This is a genomic window from Streptomyces sp. NPDC028308, from assembly GCF_055565855.1.
Genome location: NZ_JBVHTO010000004.1, coordinates 473,202 through 490,937, shown reverse-complemented (window position 1 = coordinate 490,937; position 17,736 = coordinate 473,202). Strand labels below are relative to the sequence as shown.

18 protein-coding genes and 1 pseudogene are annotated in these 17,736 nt (G+C 69.7%); 8 read left to right on the top strand and 11 right to left on the bottom strand.

The features are described from left to right. Window positions 1–87 precede the first annotated feature (87 nt). From ACZ4VA_RS12410 to ACZ4VA_RS12395, 4 genes are all read right to left on the bottom strand, one after another. The gene (locus ACZ4VA_RS12410) at window positions 88–957 is read right to left on the bottom strand and encodes a LysR family transcriptional regulator (RefSeq protein ID WP_389389203.1); all 870 of its coding nucleotides are present in this window, start codon (window positions 955–957) and stop codon (window positions 88–90) included. Window positions 958–1,136: 179 nt separating this feature from the next. Next, complete coding sequence (locus ACZ4VA_RS12405) at window positions 1,137–1,997, bottom strand: NAD-dependent epimerase/dehydratase family protein (RefSeq protein ID WP_468081094.1); 861 nt, start codon at window positions 1,995–1,997, stop codon at window positions 1,137–1,139. 197 nt (window positions 1,998–2,194) lie between these two features. Continuing rightward, window positions 2,195–2,863, bottom strand: coding sequence for a peptidase E (locus ACZ4VA_RS12400; protein WP_355783209.1), 669 nt, complete (start codon window positions 2,861–2,863; stop codon window positions 2,195–2,197). A gap of 132 nt (window positions 2,864–2,995) precedes the next feature. Continuing rightward, the gene (locus ACZ4VA_RS12395; protein ID WP_468081092.1) at window positions 2,996–3,220 is read right to left on the bottom strand and encodes a hypothetical protein; all 225 of its coding nucleotides are present in this window, start codon (window positions 3,218–3,220) and stop codon (window positions 2,996–2,998) included. Between the two features lie 117 nt (window positions 3,221–3,337). On the opposite strand from ACZ4VA_RS12395, the gene ACZ4VA_RS12390 reads away from it, so the two are divergent. The 3 genes from ACZ4VA_RS12390 to ACZ4VA_RS12380 all read left to right on the top strand — a co-directional run bounded on the left by ACZ4VA_RS12390 (window position 3,338) and on the right by ACZ4VA_RS12380 (window position 5,202). Continuing rightward, a complete protein-coding gene (locus ACZ4VA_RS12390) occupies window positions 3,338–3,895 on the top strand; it encodes a ThiF family adenylyltransferase (RefSeq protein ID WP_452920422.1) in 558 nt (185 codons plus the stop codon). Window positions 3,896–3,944: 49 nt separating this feature from the next. Further along, window positions 3,945–4,367 carry a hypothetical protein gene (locus ACZ4VA_RS12385; protein ID WP_356165756.1) on the top strand — a complete coding sequence of 141 codons (423 nt, stop codon included), beginning with the start codon at window positions 3,945–3,947 and terminating at the stop codon, window positions 4,365–4,367. Between the two features lie 364 nt (window positions 4,368–4,731). Continuing rightward, on the top strand, window positions 4,732–5,202 hold the full coding sequence (locus ACZ4VA_RS12380) for a hypothetical protein (protein WP_389389208.1): 471 nt from the start codon (window positions 4,732–4,734) through the stop codon (window positions 5,200–5,202). Between the two features lie 57 nt (window positions 5,203–5,259). Here ACZ4VA_RS12380 and ACZ4VA_RS12375 read toward each other — a convergent pair. After that, window positions 5,260–6,495: pseudogene (locus ACZ4VA_RS12375) on the bottom strand (alkyl/aryl-sulfatase); the annotation flags it as partial. Window positions 6,496–6,906: 411 nt separating this feature from the next. On the opposite strand from ACZ4VA_RS12375, the gene ACZ4VA_RS12370 reads away from it, so the two are divergent. The 3 genes from ACZ4VA_RS12370 to ACZ4VA_RS12360 all read left to right on the top strand — a co-directional run bounded on the left by ACZ4VA_RS12370 (window position 6,907) and on the right by ACZ4VA_RS12360 (window position 9,259). Next, window positions 6,907–7,299 carry a hypothetical protein gene (locus ACZ4VA_RS12370; RefSeq protein WP_356238440.1) on the top strand — a complete coding sequence of 131 codons (393 nt, stop codon included), beginning with the start codon at window positions 6,907–6,909 and terminating at the stop codon, window positions 7,297–7,299. A 605-nt stretch (window positions 7,300–7,904) separates the two neighbouring features. Then, a complete protein-coding gene (locus ACZ4VA_RS12365) occupies window positions 7,905–8,156 on the top strand; it encodes a WhiB family transcriptional regulator (protein WP_355783197.1) in 252 nt (83 codons plus the stop codon). 308 nt (window positions 8,157–8,464) lie between these two features. Beyond that, window positions 8,465–9,259: a YqjF family protein gene (locus tag ACZ4VA_RS12360; protein ID WP_356165749.1), complete on the top strand. Its 795-nt coding sequence runs from the start codon at window positions 8,465–8,467 to the stop codon at window positions 9,257–9,259. 23 nt (window positions 9,260–9,282) lie between these two features. Here ACZ4VA_RS12360 and ACZ4VA_RS12355 read toward each other — a convergent pair whose 3' ends face one another. Further along, window positions 9,283–10,092: a hypothetical protein gene (locus tag ACZ4VA_RS12355; protein ID WP_468081088.1), complete on the bottom strand. Its 810-nt coding sequence runs from the start codon at window positions 10,090–10,092 to the stop codon at window positions 9,283–9,285. A 295-nt stretch (window positions 10,093–10,387) separates the two neighbouring features. On the opposite strand from ACZ4VA_RS12355, the gene ACZ4VA_RS12350 reads away from it, so the two are divergent. Next, the gene (locus tag ACZ4VA_RS12350) at window positions 10,388–10,732 is read left to right on the top strand and encodes a DUF2750 domain-containing protein (RefSeq protein WP_468081086.1); all 345 of its coding nucleotides are present in this window, start codon (window positions 10,388–10,390) and stop codon (window positions 10,730–10,732) included. On the opposite strand, the gene ACZ4VA_RS12345 is transcribed toward ACZ4VA_RS12350, so the two are convergent. The 4 genes from ACZ4VA_RS12345 to ACZ4VA_RS12330 all read right to left on the bottom strand — a co-directional run bounded on the left by ACZ4VA_RS12345 (window position 10,729) and on the right by ACZ4VA_RS12330 (window position 15,244). Then, a protein-coding gene (locus ACZ4VA_RS12345) for an IS5 family transposase (RefSeq protein WP_468081084.1) occupies window positions 10,729–11,576 on the bottom strand; the annotation gives its coding sequence in 2 pieces (ribosomal slippage) (window positions 10,729–11,222 and window positions 11,222–11,576; 849 coding nt in all). The two genes, ACZ4VA_RS12350 and ACZ4VA_RS12345, sit on opposite strands and share 4 nt — an antisense overlap. A 383-nt stretch (window positions 11,577–11,959) precedes the next feature. Beyond that, window positions 11,960–12,751: an SCO4651 family lipoprotein gene (locus tag ACZ4VA_RS12340; protein ID WP_468081082.1), complete on the bottom strand. Its 792-nt coding sequence runs from the start codon at window positions 12,749–12,751 to the stop codon at window positions 11,960–11,962. A gap of 227 nt (window positions 12,752–12,978) precedes the next feature. After that, window positions 12,979–13,674: an MBL fold metallo-hydrolase gene (locus ACZ4VA_RS12335; RefSeq protein ID WP_468081129.1), complete on the bottom strand. Its 696-nt coding sequence runs from the start codon at window positions 13,672–13,674 to the stop codon at window positions 12,979–12,981. Between the two features lie 214 nt (window positions 13,675–13,888). Next, complete coding sequence (locus ACZ4VA_RS12330) at window positions 13,889–15,244, bottom strand: dipeptidase (protein ID WP_356165743.1); 1,356 nt, start codon at window positions 15,242–15,244, stop codon at window positions 13,889–13,891. Window positions 15,245–15,482: 238 nt separating this feature from the next. Here ACZ4VA_RS12330 and ACZ4VA_RS12325 point away from each other — a divergent pair, with 238 nt between their 5' ends. Next, a complete protein-coding gene (locus ACZ4VA_RS12325; RefSeq protein ID WP_356165740.1) occupies window positions 15,483–16,703 on the top strand; it encodes a geranylgeranyl reductase family protein in 1,221 nt (406 codons plus the stop codon). Between the two features lie 354 nt (window positions 16,704–17,057). Here the strand turns inward: ACZ4VA_RS12325 and ACZ4VA_RS12320 are convergent, their stop codons facing one another. Beyond that, entirely contained in the window at window positions 17,058–17,510 is a 453-nt protein-coding gene (locus ACZ4VA_RS12320) for a nitroreductase family deazaflavin-dependent oxidoreductase (RefSeq protein WP_355782277.1), read from the bottom strand. Between the last annotated feature and the right edge of the window lie 226 nt (window positions 17,511–17,736).

The window sequence follows — 17,736 nt, the reverse complement described above, 5'->3', positions numbered from 1 at the left end:
TCTCACGCTGCTTCACCGGAAGTGCTTCCGCGCAGGAGACAAGTCGACTGCTCGCGTCGAGCTCGGTTGACGCGCCATCACAGCCCTCTACTTGAAGGGCGTTTGCCTGCCCGCGGCCTCGACGAAGTCACGGATGAGAGGGGAGCGGCGGGACTCCACCCACGCCAAGGCCACCTCGGTGGGGCCGATGTCCTCCACCGGAAGCGCGATGACATCGGGCCGGGTGTAGAAGGTGGCGGTGGACAAGGGCAGGACGCAGATACCCGCTCCGGAGGCCACCAGCTCCAGCTTCTCCTCCACTTGGTGGATCACAGGAACGTCGGGACGTCTCCCGTCACGCAACTCCAGTGCCACGGTGCGCCACTCGGGTACGGCGTCGGGGTCCTGGAGCAGATGCTCATGAGCCAGGTCGCCGACGGTCACCGACGCACGGCCCGCCAGGCGGTGCCCGGCCGGGAGCATGACGACCCGGGGTTCCTCGAACAAGGGCCGCACCTGAAGGCCGCGTTGGTCGATGGGCAGTCGTACGACGCCGATGTCCGCCCTGCCGTCCAGGAGCACCGCCACCTGGTCGTCCCAACTGGTGCGCAACAGGCGCACGTTGACGCCGGGCCGGACAGCGGAGAAGGCGGCCAGGGCGGCGGTGACCGTGATGCCGGGCATGAAGCCGACAGTCAGCGTCGGGGTGCCCTGCGCCGCCGCCTCCACCCGCCGGAGCAGACCTTGCGCCGAGGCGAGCAGCGGGACGGCGTCCTCCAGCAACTGCCTCCCGGCCGCGGTCAGCAGCGTCCCGCGCCGGTCACGGTCGAAGACCTCGACACCCAGATCGTCCTCAAGGCTTCGGATCTGCCGGGACAGCACCGGCTGCGCGATGTGCAGGCGCTCCGCCGCTCGTCCGAAGTGGAGCTCCTCGGCCACGGCCACGAAGTACCGGAGCTTGCGCAGATCAAGATCCACCCGGACTCACCGCTCACTTTCTCCGACTCCCCAAGACGACGGCCATGGGCGCCCGGTGTCCCGGAACGACTCCCCGATCGCCCCAGACCAGTAAGGGAGGCGAGCAGGACAGTTAGTGGCAAACCTACTGCCTGGCCACCATGAACCGCCGCCGTCGACACCGCCTCTGCCCGGCCAGGTCACGCGCCGCCGGCGAGGACGGCCAGCGGGTCGGTGTGCGCGGGCACCCATCCCAGCTCGGCCTCGGCGCGCGCCGGGGTGAACCGCTGGTCCAGGGCGAAGGCGTCCGCGACCGGGCCCATCTGCTCGCGAGCCTGCTCCAGCGTGATGGAGGCGACCTTGCCGTCGATACCGGCGGCCCGTGCGACGGCCAGCGAGCACTCCTTGGCGGTCGGGTTCACCCCGCCCACGCCCACGTACACGGAACCGGGCTTCGCCCGGAGCGCGGCGACGTACAGCTCCGCGACGTCGTCGACGTGCACCAGCGCCCACCGGTTGGCGCCGTCACCGATGCAGGGGACCGCGCCCGCCTTCTTGCCCGGAGCGCTGTGGAAGATGTCGATCAGGCGGTTCTCGCCCCCGTACAGCAGGCCGGGCTGCACCACGACGGGCCGGCCGCCCTGCTGTGCGCGCCGCAGGACGGCCTCCTCCACGGGCTTGCGCCAGGCGACCACGGCCGGCGGGTTCCAGGGCGCGGTCTCGTCCGCGACCCCGTCGGTGTCGCCGTAGACCCACGTGCCGCCGGTGTGGACGTACGTCCCGGTGCCGATGCCGTCCTGCATGGCGGTGGCGGCCGCGAGGTCCTCATCGCCGGTCCGGGCCTGTGCCAGGTGGATGACGGCCTCCGCGCGGGCCGCGGCCGTGTTCAGCACGCCGAGATCTCCCAGCCCTCCGCGTACCGGCGCCGCCCCGAGTGAGGCGACGGTCTCGGCGGCCCGGTCGTTGCGGGCCAGCGCCTCCACCGTGTGCCCATGCTGGATGAGCGTGCTGATCGTGATCTTGCCGAGGTATCCGGATCCGCCGGTGATGAAGACCTTCATGGTCTTGGCTCCTGTCTTCGTAGGCCGCTGACTACGCTGACCAGCCTGCGTCCAGGGGCGGATCCCCGTCCAAGACCTCTTTCGACGGCTCTGATACCCGTCGGGCATCAGGGTCTGTCTCCCTGTGGCATCAGCCCGGCCGAACGGTCACCACCAGGTTCCTGTCGTCTTCACCGCTGCTGCGAGCGCGCGTCGGGTCACGGATGGAAACGCCACCGCCCTTCAGAGATGACATCCACCTTGCCGTCCCTGACGCGAAGGGCCGTCTCGTCGTCGATGAAGTAGATCGGGAAGTCCGCCCGCGCGACGATGCGGTCAGCCCAGGCGTCGTCCCGCTCGGGGAAGTCCGGCGAGTACAGGTGGGGCTTGAGATACCAGTCGAAGAGCCCGAACGGCGGCTCCACGGCCGTAGCGCCGAGCACGTGGAGGTCCGCGGTGTCCCCGATGATGTCGGCGGAGTGGGCGGTGAGATTACGGCTGAAGATCATGGAGCCGGCGCTGACCCCCACGTAGACCCGGTTCTCCAGCGCCTCGAGGAAGCCGTCGGCCAGTCCGTTGCCGGTGATGCTGCGCGCGAGGTGGTAGTGGTTGCCGCCCTCGACGTAGATGACGTCGGCGTGGAGCAGCCGGTCGAGCACCATCTGCCGGGGCAGGCCGTTCAGCTCCAAAACGTCGAACTCGCGCCAGCCGAGGCCGCGCAGGCGGTTCATGTCCTCGACGAACCACCCGTGGTCCCCGGGCTCGGCGAGTGATGCCGTGGGAACGAATACGACGTTCGACGATCCGAACGGCTTTCCCAGCATGTCCCGCAACGCATCCCGCAGTGTCTCGTTGCGCAGGCCACTCGCAGTCAACAGAAAGTTCATCGGGCGAGCCAAGCACGGCCGTCGGACCCGCGCAACGAACCGTGGGTCCAACGACACGGATATGGGATGCCGGCATCAGGAGCAGGCACCGAACGCCTCCTTGTCCCGCAGGCGTTCCATGTTCCCGCACCCCTACCTGGAGGGACATCCGTCGAATGCCGCGTATCCCGTGGACAGCTGCACTCGTTTCCTGATCATGAAGAAGATCATGAGCATCGCCGCCGTCGTGCTCGCGGCAACAGGTGTGGCCACCCCCGCCGTCGCCGGCGATGACACCGACTCCAGCTCGGGCGGCAACGCGAGCAGCGACTGGAACTTCTCCGTCGAGGACGTGTGCAAGCAGGAGTTGGCCGTCATCCCGACGCTGGCCAGCCTGAGCGGCGCCGCTCCTGGCCGCCACTGCTCTCGGCTACCAGGCGGCCCCGAACGGAAGTTGGGCCCCACCGCCCGTCTCCTCGGAGGGGCGGTGACTCCGTGTTCAGCAACCGCGACGAGCTCTCCCGCGAGCGGCAGCAGGTCCTCTTGCGGCGCCGGGTGGGCGTCATCGGGCTGTCCGTGGGCAGCAGCGCGGCACTGGCCTGCGCCATGGAAGGGGTCGGCGGAGCATTCAGGCTGGCGGACTTCGGCCCGCTCGGCCTGTCGTACCTGAACCGGCTGTCGGCGGGTGTCCACGACCTGGGAGTGGAGAAGAGCGTGCTGTGCGCCCGCCGTATGTACGAGCTCGATCCCTACCTGGACATCGAGGTGTTCCGGAGTGGTGTCACCGAGGACACCATCGAGGACCGCTTCAGCGCTCCTGCCGACGGTGACGGACTGGACCTGCTGGTCGAGGAGTGCGACACCCCGTGGGTGAAGGTCGCCGCCCGTGAGCACGCCCGCCGACGTCTGACGGGCCGGCTGCTGCCCCGCAGCGTGGATGGTGAAGGTCGAGAGGGGTATGTCGAGACGTGCTTGGAGCGCAACCGGCTTCGTGGGCGCTTGGACGCTCTGGACCTTCGAGCGTGCCGAGGTCGCAGGGTGAGGGTGGGATGATCCCTTTCTCTCCGGTACGCCTGGCGACGCCACGTGTACCGGTTCGCCGGTGTCCGACGAGGAAGACGAAGGATCGATGACGTTGAACGTGGGCCAACGGGTGCGGTTGGCGGCGGAACTGCGGCTGGCCGGGTCGGTGACCCCCGCCGGTGAGCCGTCGCAGGAGACGGGTGCCTTCGTCGCCTCTATGGCTCTGGCGGCAGGCATCGAGGGCACCGTTGAGCGGGTGGACGAGCATCACCGGCAGCAGAGCCACGAGGTCCGTGAATATCTGCGTCTGAAGTCTCTTCTCGACGACTTCGGCCACCAGATGCCGTCGGCGAGCAGGCAGCAACTGGAGGATCAGGTGGGGGCTTTGGAAGGGGAGTGGGTCGCCTTCCAACAACGAATGCTCCGCGTCACGGTCCGCGTCCGGCTCGACAACGGCTTCATCATCGACGATGTGCCTGAGGAAGCTTTTACCTCCGCCTGACCAGACGCCGTCATCCGACGCCCTTGTTCGTCGCGTGAGGTCGGCCCGGTTGGCTCGGTCGACGTGACCGTGCCGCGTTCACGTGTGGGCCGGCAACGTGCGCTCTAAGGTCCGCATCGGGCAGGCGTCCTCGTGGGTACTGGTCCTGTTCGGAGTCAGCGTGGAGGCCGTCGAGGAGCCGGTCGCGCCGGCCGAGAGGAGGCGCGAGTCCACCGAACCCCGGGCCGACCTCGCGATAGCGTTCAAGCTTGTTCGAGTCCGCTCATTCACACAGCAGCCGGTCACCGGGGCGCACCTGCGCGCTGGTCCGCGCCGGCACCCAGACCGAGAACGACATCCTGGTCAAGAGGCAGGAGCAGGCCGCGTGAGTCATCGCAACGCTCCGCAGGAGGAGCCCGCCGAGCACGTTCGCTTCGCGGTCTACCTGAGCGAGCTGGAGCAGGTGGCCGACGCTGACGAGGCCGATCTGGTCAGCGAAGTCCTGACCGATCCGGACCAGATCATGGCTCAATCGGCCGTCCTGCGGCACCTGGACCGCCGGGCGACCGACCTCCATCACGGACCCGCCTACGAACCGTGGACCGAGTCGATGGCCCGCGCCGCCATCGACCACCCGTTCCTGACGCGACGACTTCGGGAGTGGTCTCTGCTCCGCGCCATCACGCTGGGGCGACCGTGGCACCAGGATGCCTTGCTCGAGTCATCCGACTGGCTTCAGCGCAAAGCGGCTGCCGGTTCGAACACCGACGCTCTCGAAATCCTTGCTGAGCGCGGACGCACCAAGCGGATCCGAAGTACCGCGAGGATCACCCTCCAACAGCTGCGCCCGCACTGAGCCGCGATCCGGGTCTGGGCGTTGCGCGCGTGTGTATCAGCACCCGTCAGCTGTGCCTCACGGAGTGACGATGGGGAAGCTGGGGTCGGGCTCGTCCAGGACTGACAACAGCGTCCTGAGCGTGGCCGGGTCCCCCTGGTGCTCGATGCCGTCGAGGCCGGCCTGGCCCGCGAGCATGCCGGCCAACTGCGCCTTGGTCAGGGTGAGCGTCAGGTCGGTGTCTTCGTCCGGCCGGCCGGCGGCGTAGTGGACGAGGACACCGTTGCGCAGGACCACTTGATGGCGTTCGCCGAGATCGGTGAAGTGCCAGTGGGTGGACACGGCGTGCTCCCACGCCTTGGGGCCGTTGACCCGGATGGCGAGCGAGTCGAAGACCTGGTCCACGCTGAGAGCCGAGGCCATGCTGCCGGCGCTGATCGGGACCTGCTTCACGCCCTCGCGCAACTCCTGTGCGGCCGTGAGGTAGTTGTTGCGCCAGGTCCCGCACTCGGCGCCGTACCCGAGGCGTTCGAAGACCTGCGCCAGCAACTCCTTGGCCTCCGCGCTGTCCGGCTCGGCGAAGGTCGCGTGTTTGAGGAGTTGTGCGGCGAAGCGCAGGTCACCCTGGTCGGCATAGGAGCGGGCCTTGGCGAGTACGGCGTCCAGGCCGCCCATGCAGTCGACGTACCGCCGCGCGCTCGCGGTCGGCGGGTGCTCCCACAGGGAAGCGGGATGACCGTCGTACCAGCCCATGTAGCGCTGGTAGACGGCCTTGACGTTGTGGCTGACCGAACCGTAGTAGCCACGGGCGTGCCAGGACTGGGCGAGCGCGGGCGGCAGTTCGAGGATCTCGGCGATCTCGCCGCCGGTGTGGCCCTGGTTGACCAGCCGCAGAGTCTGGTCGTGCAGGTAGGCGTAGAGGTCGCGCTGCTCGGACAGGAACCGCTTGAGCCGGTCGGTGCCCCAGGTCGGCCAGTGGTGGGAGGCGAACAGGACGTCGGAGCCGTCTCCGAAGAGCTGGATCGCCTCCGTGAGGTAGCGCGACCAGACCCGGGCGTCGCGGACCACCGCGCCACGCAGGGTCAGGATGTTGTGCAGGTTGTGGGTGGCGTTCTCCGCCATGCACAGGGCGCGCAGCTCGGGGAGGTGGAAGTTCATCTCCGAGGGGGCCTCGGTGTTCGGGGTGAGCTGGAAGCGGAACAGCACCCCGTCCAGCCGTTCCTCCTGCCCGGTCCGCGTGATCTCCAGAGTCGGTGGCAGCAGACTCGGCAGCCCGCGCGAGGCGGTGAAGCCCAGTCCCACCCCGATCAGGCCCAAGCGATCCGCGAGAGCAACGTCCGTGCCCGCGACGTCTTCGCCGTCACCGACGGCGACGCATGGGCCGAGAAGGCGTTCTCCGGCACGTTCGACTCCACCCTGGTCAGGCCCGCCTACCCGGTGGTCGCAGACGCCCCTACCCGGTGGTCGGAGGTGCCGCGGCCACTCTCACGTACACCACCTACTACCGCCAGTAGCAGACGGGCCGTGGTGGGGGCTGGGAGACGGCGGAGCGGGCTGCCGGTCGACGCCGACAAGGTGTGAGGAAGTGGGACCGTCTCCGACCAATCCGCCCGGGTCTCGGCGACGGATCATCCCTGACGTGCCTCGGATCACGGCAACGGCAAGCGGAGATTTATAGCAGCCCTTCCTTCCTCCGATCCGGTGAGGCCCGCGGATGGGAGTGTCATGCCGGACCCGAACCACGAACCCTCAGCTGGGGAACACCTCACGTGCCCTGACTGCGGCGCCACAGCACGCCCCGACAGCGTCAGCTCTCGGGACGACGGCCTGACGGGGATCTGGCACACCGCCGAATGCCCTGAGTTCGCGGTGCGGCGCATCCTCGCGGACGAAAGTGCGCGCCGCAGCGCGGAACTCCGGGCGCAGGAGATCGCGGCCTTCTCCGGAGCCGTGCAGCGTCTGCACGCCGCTGTGATCAGTTTCGACGCCGATCCCGCTGCCCTACCGTTCATCTCCGCCTTGCTGAAGCTGGTCGAAGCCCAGACGCGGAACCTCAACCGAACCGTCCCCATGGCCCGTTGGGCGGAGATTCTGAACGAGTCCTTCCCGGAAGGATGAATGGCGTCGGCCTGCCTCTGTCGGGCAGGCCGACGACAAGGCGCAGGATGGCGACAGCGAATCCGATCGATGAGCCCGCCGTGGCAGCGGCAGTCAGAACCCGTGCAGCGTGAATTGCCGAGGCGGCTGAGACCGGACTCGGGTCACCGCACTCGGCCCCTGCCCGCATCCTTCCCGCCGGTCCGGAGGGCCGGGAAAGCGTCGCCCCTTACACGGTCGCGTCACCTCCAGTTGCGGACAAAGCTGCTGTCGTGGCGCACCTCGGGCGACCGGGAAGTCGACGGATCGACAAGAAGGAGCCGATGTCCGCGCGTGAGCGGGCATCGGCCGGTGGGCAGAACCTCGACGGCCAGGACATCGACCTGGGCCTGCTCGTCCCGGACGCCCTCGACTCCATCCCATATCTGGCCCAAACGGAGGAAAGCGCCTATATTTTTCACTACCCCTGCCGGGTCACGCGGTGCCTTCGGTGCCGCGAGACAGAGCGCTGCCCCGAAGCGGGCTGCGACATGACCGGCGGAGGTCCCCATGGTTTCGAAGTCCCCTTTCCTCCCGGGCTGCTGCCCACCGCCCCGCCACGCCTCCGGCCCGAGGAGGGAGGCACGGTGAACTGGCGCGACGCGGCGGCCTGCCGCTCCGAGGATCCGGAACTATTCTTCCCGATCGGCGAGGACGGCCTCTCCCGGCAGCAGATCGAACAGGCACGGGCGGTCTGCCACCGGTGCCCCGTCCTGACGGACTGCGGCTCCTGGGCCCTGCGCAACGGGGAACGCGACGGCGTGTGGGGGGCGATGACGGCGGACGAGCGGCGGCGACGACGGCGACGGCTCGGACGTCTGAGCGGGAGCAACCCCTGAGCGCCCGCCCGAGCCCGCCCGAGTGCGCCCGAGTGCGCCGGCCGGCGACGTTCCGGACCGCCCTGCATCCGACACGTGGGCGGCGGCCGTATAGGCGGTGGGCGCAGCCCTGACGGACGGCCCGGTCAGCCGTGACCGGGAGCGGACGCCGGTTCGGGCCGGGGTGGGGTGGACGGTCGTCCACGCCGCCGGCGCGTCGTCCGTCCGCCTCGGCGTGGCCGAAGGGCAGGGGCTGACCCGGGCGCGGGAACGCTCGCCCCCGGGCACGTCGATGAAGGCCAGCACGTTGACGAAGGCCGAGGAGCGTCATGCACCACACCCCACGGACCCACCAGGGCCCCGCAGGGTCCCGCCGGGCGGAGGACATCACCGCGCTCGCACCGAGACCCTTGCGGCACGTCCTGTTCCGCCAGCAGTGGCGGGACCTGGTCTTCCTGCACTGGCCGGCGGATCCGTTCGAGGTCGCCCGGCTGCTGCCGCCCGGCACCGTTCCGGACCTGTACAACGGGCGCACGTACGTGGGGCTGGTCTTCTTCCGCATGCGGGACCTGGCCCTGGGCCGGGCACGGGCGCTGCCGTACCTGGGCAGCTTCGGCGAGGTCAACGTGCGCCTGTACAGCAGGGACGCCCGGGGCCGGCGCGGCGTGGTGTTCCGGTCCCTGGACTGTGACCGGCTGCTGCCGGTGCTCGCCGCGGAGGCGGCTTTCCGGCTCCCGTACCGGTGGTCCCGTATCCGCTCCCAGTGGTTCGACAGCCGGCTCGTGTACCGGACGCACCGCCGTGGCAGTCCCGGCGCCGCGGCGTCGGTGTGGCTCGACGTTCAGGACACCCCGGTGACACCGACCCCGCTGGAGGAGTTCCTCACCTACCGCTGGGGACTGCACGGGCGCGCGTTCGGTCGCTCGTACTACCTGCCGAACGCGCATCCCACGTGGACGTTCCGCGCGTGCACGCTGCTGGACCGGCACGATTCGCTCGTCGGGGCGGCCGGCCTGAGCGAGCCCGCGCAGGAACCCGTGAGCGTGCTGTACTCCCCAGGCCTCCCGGTGCACTTCGGTACGCCGGAGGTCCTTCCCGTGCCCGGTACCACTCGGCGCCGCTGAGGTCTCCGAAGGCCGTCACACACTCACCGGGGGCGCAGGAGGGTGACCGCACCTGTCGCCGCGGGCCGGCCACTCGCCGTGACCAGGAAGCGGACACCTCCCGGCTCCGGGGCCACCTCGATATCGGCGCCGCGTCCCGGCACGGGGGCTTGCAGGTCGCCGCGCAGCCCTACGACCGCGGCCGCCGTGTACCCGCTCTGCAGCAGCGCCGCCTGCCGTCCCGCCTCCATCACGGCGGGCGCGGGCATAGTGCCGTTCCGGCCGCCGAGCAGGAGCGGGTGACCGAGATCGCGCGGCGCGATCACCAGCCTGCCCCGCGGCGCACGGGCGACCATCACGTCGGCGTCGGTGGCCGCCCCGACCGCGGGCGCGGCGGGGTACAGCAGCGCGGGTGAGCCGTTCGTGCCGTCGAGCCGTTCCGGGTCGGGACCGGGCCGGACGAGGTGCATGCGGCACGATCCGAACGGTGTGCCCTCGTGCAGGAACTCCGCGGTGACGCGGTACGCGGAGAGCGCCCCGTCCTCCGACGCGAGATCGCTCACGACCAGCCGGGCCGAGACGTCCGTGGCACAGCCCTCCTCGGTCGGCCGCAGCCGCGGGTCGAGCCCGAGGCTCACCGAGACGGGCCGGAGGGGCGTACGGAGGGTTCCCGTGAAGTAGGCGCCGGCCAGTGCCACGGCGAGCTGACGGGTGGACTCGACCATGATCAGCGGATGGTGGGTCACAGCGGTCAGGGAACGCTCGTTGAGCGGGTGAAGGCGCGGCCACTGGCACTCGGCGGCGAAGCACCGGCTGCCCAGCCGTCGCAGCGATACGATCAGCAAGGACGCCATGGTTTCCAGGTGGAGTGTGCGCCAAGTGAGCGGCGCATGTCGCGTCGCGGGCGCGTCGCCGGGCAACGCGTCCGCCGGATGTCCGGGGCGGGGCCGGTCGACTGCCACAGGGTGCATCTGTGTCTCCCGCACGTGAGGGACAGCGGCCGTCGGCCGTGTCGTCGCCCCCCTGCGACTACTTCGGGCGGTCGGCTGCCCACGGATGCGCACTCCGGACGAAAGCCCCCGTTCCGCCGCGACCGGCCCTAAGAACCCCTAACGAAATGAGTGGCGGGTACCGCTAGTCTCGGTGGCCATGAGTCAGAGCGGTTCGCAAGCGGCAGCGTTCTTCCGAGATGTCCGCCAAAGCAGAGTCGTCTGGCTTGTCCGGGATGACGACGGAATGACGACCCACCTCTCCGCGGACGGCACACGAAGTCTTCCCTTCTGGTCGACCTCGGCCCGCGCCCAGAGGGCAGCGAAGATCTGGGGGCATGGGCTACGCGTTGAATCCATGCCGTTGGAGACCTGGCGCGATCGCGAACTGCCCGATTACGCCCGGGATGGACTCAAGATCGGCATCAACTGGAGCGGGCCGCGCCTGGTCGGCTGGGATTTCACCCCCATGGAAGTTCTCAACCGACTGGCGGCGGCTGACTAGCCCAGGGCATCGCTCGCCAGAGCGCACAGTCGTCGCCAGCAGATGAGTGCACATCCAAGGGTGAGGAAGGCTTCGTGGATGTCGTCGCGGATCTCCCAGCGGATCCGCAGGCGGCGGAACCAGTGCAGATGGGCGAACGCTCGTTCCACGACCCAGCGTTGGGTGCCCAGACCGGAGCCGTGCTCGGTGCCGCGGCGGGCGATCAGCGGCTTCACGCCGAGATCCCAGACCAGTCGGCGGTACTTGTCGTGGTCGTAACCCCGATCGCCCAGCACCACGTCCGGGCGGCGCCGGGGCCGGCCGCGTTTGCCCCGCACGGGCGGCACGGTCTGAAGAAGAGGGATCAGCTGGGTGACGTCGTTGCGGTTACCGCCGGTCAAGGTGGCGGCGAGCGGGATGCCGGTGGCATCGGTGATCAGGTGGTGCTTGCTGTCCGCTCTGCCCGGGTCGACAGGGCTTCGTCCGGTCTTGGCTCCCCCTTTAACGCTCGGATATGAGAGCCGTCGACCACCGCCCGGGAGAAGTCCAGCGCGTTCGCACTGCGGAGCCTGGCGAGGAGAACCTCGTGCAGCCGGGACCACACGCCGGCCTCGGTCCACTCGGCCAGGCGGCGCCAGCAGGTCATGCCCGAGCCGAAGCCGAGTTCTTGCGGCAGGTGTTCCCAGGAGATCCCGGTGTGCAGCACGAACAGGATGCCCTGGAACACCAGCCGGTCCGGATGCCGCTTGCGTCCTGGGTGGCGGGTCCGGCGCTCAACCCTGGGCAGTAGCGGCTCGATCACTGCCCACAGATCGTCGTCGACTTCCCACGGCTTCGGCCGCGCCACCGCACACCTCCGGATCATCGGTCCCGGAGTGATCCAACCACTTCGAAGATCATTTCGTTAGGGGTTCTAAGCCCTGCACCGTGCCGGTACTCGCGCTCCGGCCGTACGACGGTCGGCGATTCCGGGCCGGTCAGCGGACGCGGCGGGTACGGATCGGGCGACCGACGGACCGAGGGACAGATCGTCGAGGTCGGGGCACGGTGTTCCAGCGTCCCTGGGATGGTGCGATACAGGCGCCGGTCCAGCTCTCGTTCGTTGTCCGTCACTCGCCTGGAGCCGCCACCCGCGACGGCGTTGAGCCCCGATGACTGTTGGCCACCCGCCTGCCAGGCGGCTCCGGCAGCTCCGCCGTGGACGGCACGAGGCGCCGCCCTCGGAGCGGACGTATCACCGTCCGGGCATCAGCCGTTCAGGACGCCGGTGGCACTGCGCATCGGGAACGTGTCGCCGGCCTTCGGGACCTTCACGCGGACCGGCTCCCCGAAGCCGGACAGCCGCATCGTGACGCTCACGTCGGCGCCCGACATGTGGACGGTCGTCCGGGCCTGGACCAGGCGGCCGCCACCGTCGACCCAGGCGTCGGCGAAGGCGGGCAGGTCACTGCCGAGCATGTCCCGGGCCTGGTCCGTCTTCTTCCGGACGTCCTCGGCCATACGCTTGGTGAGCGCGCCGTGGTCGAGGATGCCGCGGTAGTGGGTCGCGCGCTCGCCTTGGACGCTCTCCGTGCCTTCCTTGGAGACCTTTCGCATCGCGGAGATCTGGCCCAGGAAGTGTTCGGGATCGTTGAGCGGGGCCCGCAGCAGGTAGTGCGCCTCGGCCTGGCCGCGGGGCATGACACCCCAGGTCCCCTTTTCTGTGGCCGACTGGCTGACGTAGATCCGGCCGTCCGCGAACACCTCGTCGCTGTGACTGATGGCGCCACCCGGGAAGTCCACAGCGAGCTTCCCGCGGTCATTCGCGAGATCGAAGCCGCCTCCGACGGTGAGGACGTACTCGGTCTTACCGTCGGAGATCTTGATCTCCTCGTCGATGCGGGCCGTGCCTTTGCCGACGGCCGTGACCGCGGACCGGACCGCGGTGCGGTGCTCGGCGGCAGAGGCGGCTGGCGCGCCGCCATGACCGTTGTCGGCACCGGCGGACGAGCAGCCGGCACACACCAGCACGACGGCGACAGGCATCAGTGAACGGCGCATCGGAGTCTCCAGGAGTCAGGGAAGGACGGCTCGGTGGGACCGCCCCTGACCTGACGCGCCCTGCGTGTCCCGAAAAGACGCAGGCCGCGCACTCGAAGCCTGGCCCGTCTCGCAAATGGATCATATAAGCCGCCGGCGCGGCGGTTGGAGCGAGATTGCGGGGGACACGTCCTCCGGCGGGTGAGTGCCCGCAGAGCGTTGATGTCTTACCGGCTGTACGTGCCCGCCTACGCCCGTAGTGCCGCCGACGCGTGCCCGACCACCGGATCACCGTGCCCGAAGCAAGCCACGTCAACGTCGAGGGTCGCCAGCCGTTGGAAGGAGGCGACGGCCCGGGATCGGTCCAGGTTGAACACGCCTAGCATCACGCTGCCGTCCAGCGGGGACGCCGCGACCGCGTCCCCGGTGAACAGCACCCCGTGTTCGGGGAGATGGAGCGCGATGCTGCCGTCGGTGTGGCCGGGCGCGTGTACGACGTGGGCGCCGCCGCCGAAGTCGAGGACGTCGCCGTCCGTCACCTCGGTGACGCTGGGGGGACGGGCCGGGTTCGCGGGCCGCGGCGGCAGCAGTTCGCTCGCTCGCGCGTGGATCGGACGCTCCCAGTCCTCGAACACCGGTGACGGTTCCGGGGCTTCGCCGCGTACGACACGGGCGTCCAGCGGATGAGCCAGCACGGCGGCACCGCTCAGCGCGGCGAACTCGCCCGCCCCGTCCGCGTGATCCTCGTGGAAATGGGTCAGGACGATGCGCCGTACGTCACGGACACTGCGTCCGGTGCCGGTGACCGCCTCGGCGATCCGGGCGGCCGAACCCGACGGCCCGGCGTCGATCAGCGTCAACTCGTCCCCGTCGCACCACAGATAGGCCTGACCGACGGGAAACCGGAGCATGAGGAGCCGGGGGAGGATCTCCACGACATCCATGTCCATAGCCATATCCACGTCTAAGTCCCTGTCTCTGCTCCCGTCCCTGTCCCTGTCCCTGTCCATGGGGAGACCGTAGAGAGCGTGAAGTGCATGGCGAAGCCCCTCTGCTCAGAGCAGAGGGGCTTCGCAAAGCTGTCTGCCGGGGGCGCCCGATGCTCACGACCGCTCAACTTGCTCGGCGTCGGCGTGGCTCCCGCGCGATCGGCTCGGCTCAGCTCGCCGCGTAGTTCCGCAGGAACAGCGCCTCCGCCACGGACAGTCGCTCCAGCTCCTCGGGGGACACGCTCTCGTTCACGGCGTGGATCTGCGCCTCCGGCTCGCTGAGCCCGATGAGCAGGATCTCCGCCTCCGGGTACAGCGACGCCAGGGTGTTGCACAGCGGGATGGAGCCGCCCTGACCGGCGTACTGCATCTCCTCGCCCGGGTAGGCGACCGCCATGGCCTCGGCCATCGCGGCGTACGCCGGGCTGGCGGTGTCCGCCTGGAACGCCTGGCCCTGGCCGATCTGCTCCGTCCGCAGGCGGGCACCCCACGGCGTGTGGGCCTCCAGATGGGCCTGCAGCAGCTTGGTGGCCTCGGCCGCGTCGACGCCCGGCGGCACTCGCAGGCTCACCAGCGCACGGGCGCCGGCCTGCACGGACGGCGTCGCGCCGACCACCGGCGGACAGTCGATGCCGAGAACGGTGACGGCCGGACGCGCCCAGATGCGGTCCGCGACCGTACCGGACCCGATCAGCTGAACCCCGTCGAGCACCTTCGCGTCCTTGCGGAAATTCTCCTCGTCGTACTGGAGCCCGTCCCACCGCGCGTCACCCGCGAGCCCGTCGACGGTGGTCGAACCGTCCTCCGCGCGCAGCGAGTCCAGCGCCCGGATCAGCGCCCCGAGCGCGTCCGGGGCCGCGCCGCCGAACTGTCCGGAGTGCAGGTTCCCCTCCAGCGTGTCGACCTGGACGCGTACGAGGGTCATGCCGCGGAGCGTCGAGGTGACCGTCGGCAGCCCCACCCGGAAGTTTCCGGAGTCGCCGATGACGATGGTGTCGGCCGTCAGCAGCTCCGGGTGCTCCTCGGCGTACCGCTCCAGCCCCCCCGTGCCCTGCTCCTCGGACCCTTCGGCGATCACCTTGACGTGCACGGGGACACCCCCGTTCGCCTTCAGCGCGCGCAGGGCGAGCAGGTGCATGATCACGCCCCCCTTGCAGTCGGCGCTCCCTCGTCCGTACCAGCGGCCGTCGCGCTCCGTCAGCTCGAACGGCGGCGTCGCCCAGGCGGCCTCGTCCAGCGGCGGCTGCACGTCGTAGTGCGCGTACAGCAGGACCGTCTTCGCGCCCTCGGGACCGGGCAGGAAGCCGTACACCGACTGCGTGCCGTCGGGGGTGTCGAGCAGGGCCACGTCCTGGAAACCCTCGGCGCGCAGCGCGTCCGCGACCCAGTTGGCGGCACCCTCGCTCTCACTCCTCGGGTACTGGTCGAAGTCCGCCACCGACTTGAAGGCCACCAGCTCGGTGAGCTCCGCCCTCGCCCTGGGCATCAGCGAGGCGACGGTCTCGGCGACCGGATTCGACGACATGGGCACGCTCCTTGTGGGTGCGACGTCGTACTTCGGCGTACGGGGTGTACGCGACGTACGGTGTACGAGTTGTGGACCTTGTGCGGGTTGTTCTGCGGTGTCCCCCGGGGTGTACGCGCGTAACTGGTGTGCAGGGCGCATACGCTGCCGATCCTCCCACAGTGGCCTGCGGCGATGCCCGCCGTAGGATGCGGGGGAAAGGTGCGGCAGGCGGCTGGATCGGGAGCAGTAGACCATCGTGAGCAGCGAGAACTCTTCGGCGGCGGACGACGCGCAGCAGGTATGGGACGTCGTCGTGGTGGGCGCGGGACCCGCGGGGGCCTCGGCCGCCTACGCGGCAGCGGTCGCGGGACGCAGCGTCCTGCTGCTGGAGAAGGCGGAACTTCCCCGCTACAAAACGTGCGGGGGCGGCATCATCGGCCCCTCCCGCGACTCGCTGCCGCCCGGCTTCGAGCTGCCGTTCCAGGACCGGGTGCACGCGGTCACGTTCTCGATGGACGGGAAGTTCGCGCGCACCCGCCGCTCCAAGCACATGCTCTTCGGCCTCATCAACCGGCCGGAGTTCGACCAGCAACTGGTCGAGCACGCGCAGAAGGCCGGCGCCGAACTCCGTACGGGCGTCACGGTCTCGCGCGTCGAACAGCACGGGTCGGCCGTACCGGACCGGCGCACCGTCGCGGTCGTGCTCCAGGGCGGCGAGTCGGTGCTCGCCCGCGCCGTCGTCGGAGCGGACGGCAGCGCCAGCCGGATAGGAGCGCACGTCGGTGTGAAGCTCGACCAGGTCGACCTCGGCCTGGAGGTGGAGATCCCGGTGCCCGAGACCGTCGCCGAGGACTGGAAGGGCCGGGTACTCATCGACTGGGGCCCCATGCCCGGCAGTTACGGCTGGGTCTTCCCCAAGGGGGACACCCTCACCGTCGGCGTGATCTCCGCCCGCGGCGAAGGCGCCGCGACCAAGCGGTACTTGGAGGACTTCGTCGCCCGGCTCGGGCTCGCCGGCTTCGAACCGAGCATCTCCTCCGGGCACTTGACGCGCTGCCGCGCCGACGACTCTCCGCTGTCCCGCGGCCGGGTGCTGGTGTGCGGGGACGCGGCGGGGCTCCTCGAACCGTGGACCCGCGAGGGCATCTCCTTCGCGCTGCGCTCGGGACGGCTCGCGGGGGAGTGGGCGGTACGAATCGCCGAGGCGCACGACGCCGTCGACACCCGGCGCCAGGCCCTGAACTACGCCTTCGCCATCAAGGCGGGGCTGGGCGTCGAGATGAGTGTCGGCAAGCGGATGCTCGCGGCCTTCGAGCGGCGCCCCGGGGTGTTCCACGCGGCGCTCACCGGCTTCCGCCCCGCCTGGAAGGCGTTCACCGGCATCACCCGCGGCTCCACGTCGCTCGGCGAGATGGTCCGCAGCCACCCCATGGCCGGACGAGCCCTGACCATGCTGGACCGGCAGACCGGGGAGTGATCCGGGAGGGTCGCGACTGAGTCAGGAGCGTCGGGACTGATTCGGGAGGGCCGGGGCTGATCAGGGAGAGTCGGTAGTTGTCCGGGAGGGGCACCCATTCGGGAGGGTAGGGCTGGGGCGCCTTGACGGACTCCGGCGGGGGCTCCTTGAAGGCCAGCGGTTGCTTGCCAGGCTCAGGCCAGGGGCCTGGCCTCTCGCCGGACCCTGACCCCGGACCCTGGGGCTTTGACTAGAGGGTTGGGCGCCCTGCCGAATCGCTTATGTGCGGGGCGGGGACGTCCAACTGAACCCGAGGCAAGGTGCACCGACCCGACAGCCGACGCGTTGAGGCCACCGGGCTCGCCCGCGTATGTGTCAGGGTTTGACCGTGATCCGGAACACCGGGTGCTTGTGAGCGGCGGCGAGAAGTTCCTCGTCGCTGCTCTTCACGTTGACGTCGCCGAAGAAGCGGCCGACCTCCCAGCCCCACTTCTTGAGGTAGGTGCGCAGGACGACCGGCTTCTCCTCGTCGGGCAGCTCCACGGCGGTGAACTCCTGTGTCCTGCGGCCGACCTGAAGCTTTCCGCCGCCGGCGGCCCGGAGATTGCGGACCCACTCGGAGTGGCCGCGGGCCGAGATGAGGTAGGGGCCACCCTCGTACGGGAGCGGGTTGACGGGGACCTTGCGCCACTCGCCGCTCTTGCGCCCCCGGACGGAGAGTTCGGCGCTGCCGAGGAGGCTGACGCCGTGGCGTGCGAGCCATCCGATGAAGCCGTTCATCGCCTTGTCGAAGGCCTTCGGCTTGAGGTAGTGGGTCGACGACGACATCGGTTCCTCCTGGATAGGGGAGAGCGCTGGGAGAGCAGTGCTCTCGCTTGGCATCAGTGTGTACGAGATCGGTGATCCAAAGCAAGAGCGGTGCTCTCTAATGTGGTCGGTGCTCTTGTTTTGGTGCGGGTGCTCGCGGTTCGGAGCGGATGCTCGCCGTTCGGAGCAGGCGTTCACGGGGCGGGGTGGGGCGGTGCGCTGGGGGCTTGTGGGGCTGCTGTGGCTG

Bases quoted from the DNA above. Each gene is read 5' to 3' on its own strand.
- ACZ4VA_RS12360 (WP_356165749.1), top strand. From the start codon at position 8,465: ATGCACCACACCCCACGGACCCACCAGGGCCCCGCAGGGTCCCGCCGG.
- ACZ4VA_RS12405 (WP_468081094.1), bottom strand. From the start codon at position 1,997: ATGAAGGTCTTCATCACCGGCGGATCCGGATACCTCGGCAAGATCACG.
- ACZ4VA_RS12400 (WP_355783209.1), bottom strand. From the start codon at position 2,863: ATGAACTTTCTGTTGACTGCGAGTGGCCTGCGCAACGAGACACTGCGG.
- ACZ4VA_RS12395 (WP_468081092.1), bottom strand. From the start codon at position 3,220: ATGACGGCCAACTCCTGCTTGCACACGTCCTCGACGGAGAAGTTCCAG.
- ACZ4VA_RS12350 (WP_468081086.1), top strand. From the start codon at position 10,388: ATGAGTCAGAGCGGTTCGCAAGCGGCAGCGTTCTTCCGAGATGTCCGC.
- ACZ4VA_RS12320 (WP_355782277.1), bottom strand. From the start codon at position 17,510: ATGTCGTCGTCGACCCACTACCTCAAGCCGAAGGCCTTCGACAAGGCG.
- ACZ4VA_RS12335 (WP_468081129.1), bottom strand. From the start codon at position 13,674: ATGGATGTCGTGGAGATCCTCCCCCGGCTCCTCATGCTCCGGTTTCCC.
- ACZ4VA_RS12355 (WP_468081088.1), bottom strand. From the start codon at position 10,092: ATGGCGTCCTTGCTGATCGTATCGCTGCGACGGCTGGGCAGCCGGTGC.
- ACZ4VA_RS12330 (WP_356165743.1), bottom strand. From the start codon at position 15,244: ATGTCGTCGAATCCGGTCGCCGAGACCGTCGCCTCGCTGATGCCCAGG.
- ACZ4VA_RS12370 (WP_356238440.1), top strand. From the start codon at position 6,907: ATGCCGGACCCGAACCACGAACCCTCAGCTGGGGAACACCTCACGTGC.
- ACZ4VA_RS12340 (WP_468081082.1), bottom strand. From the start codon at position 12,751: ATGCGCCGTTCACTGATGCCTGTCGCCGTCGTGCTGGTGTGTGCCGGC.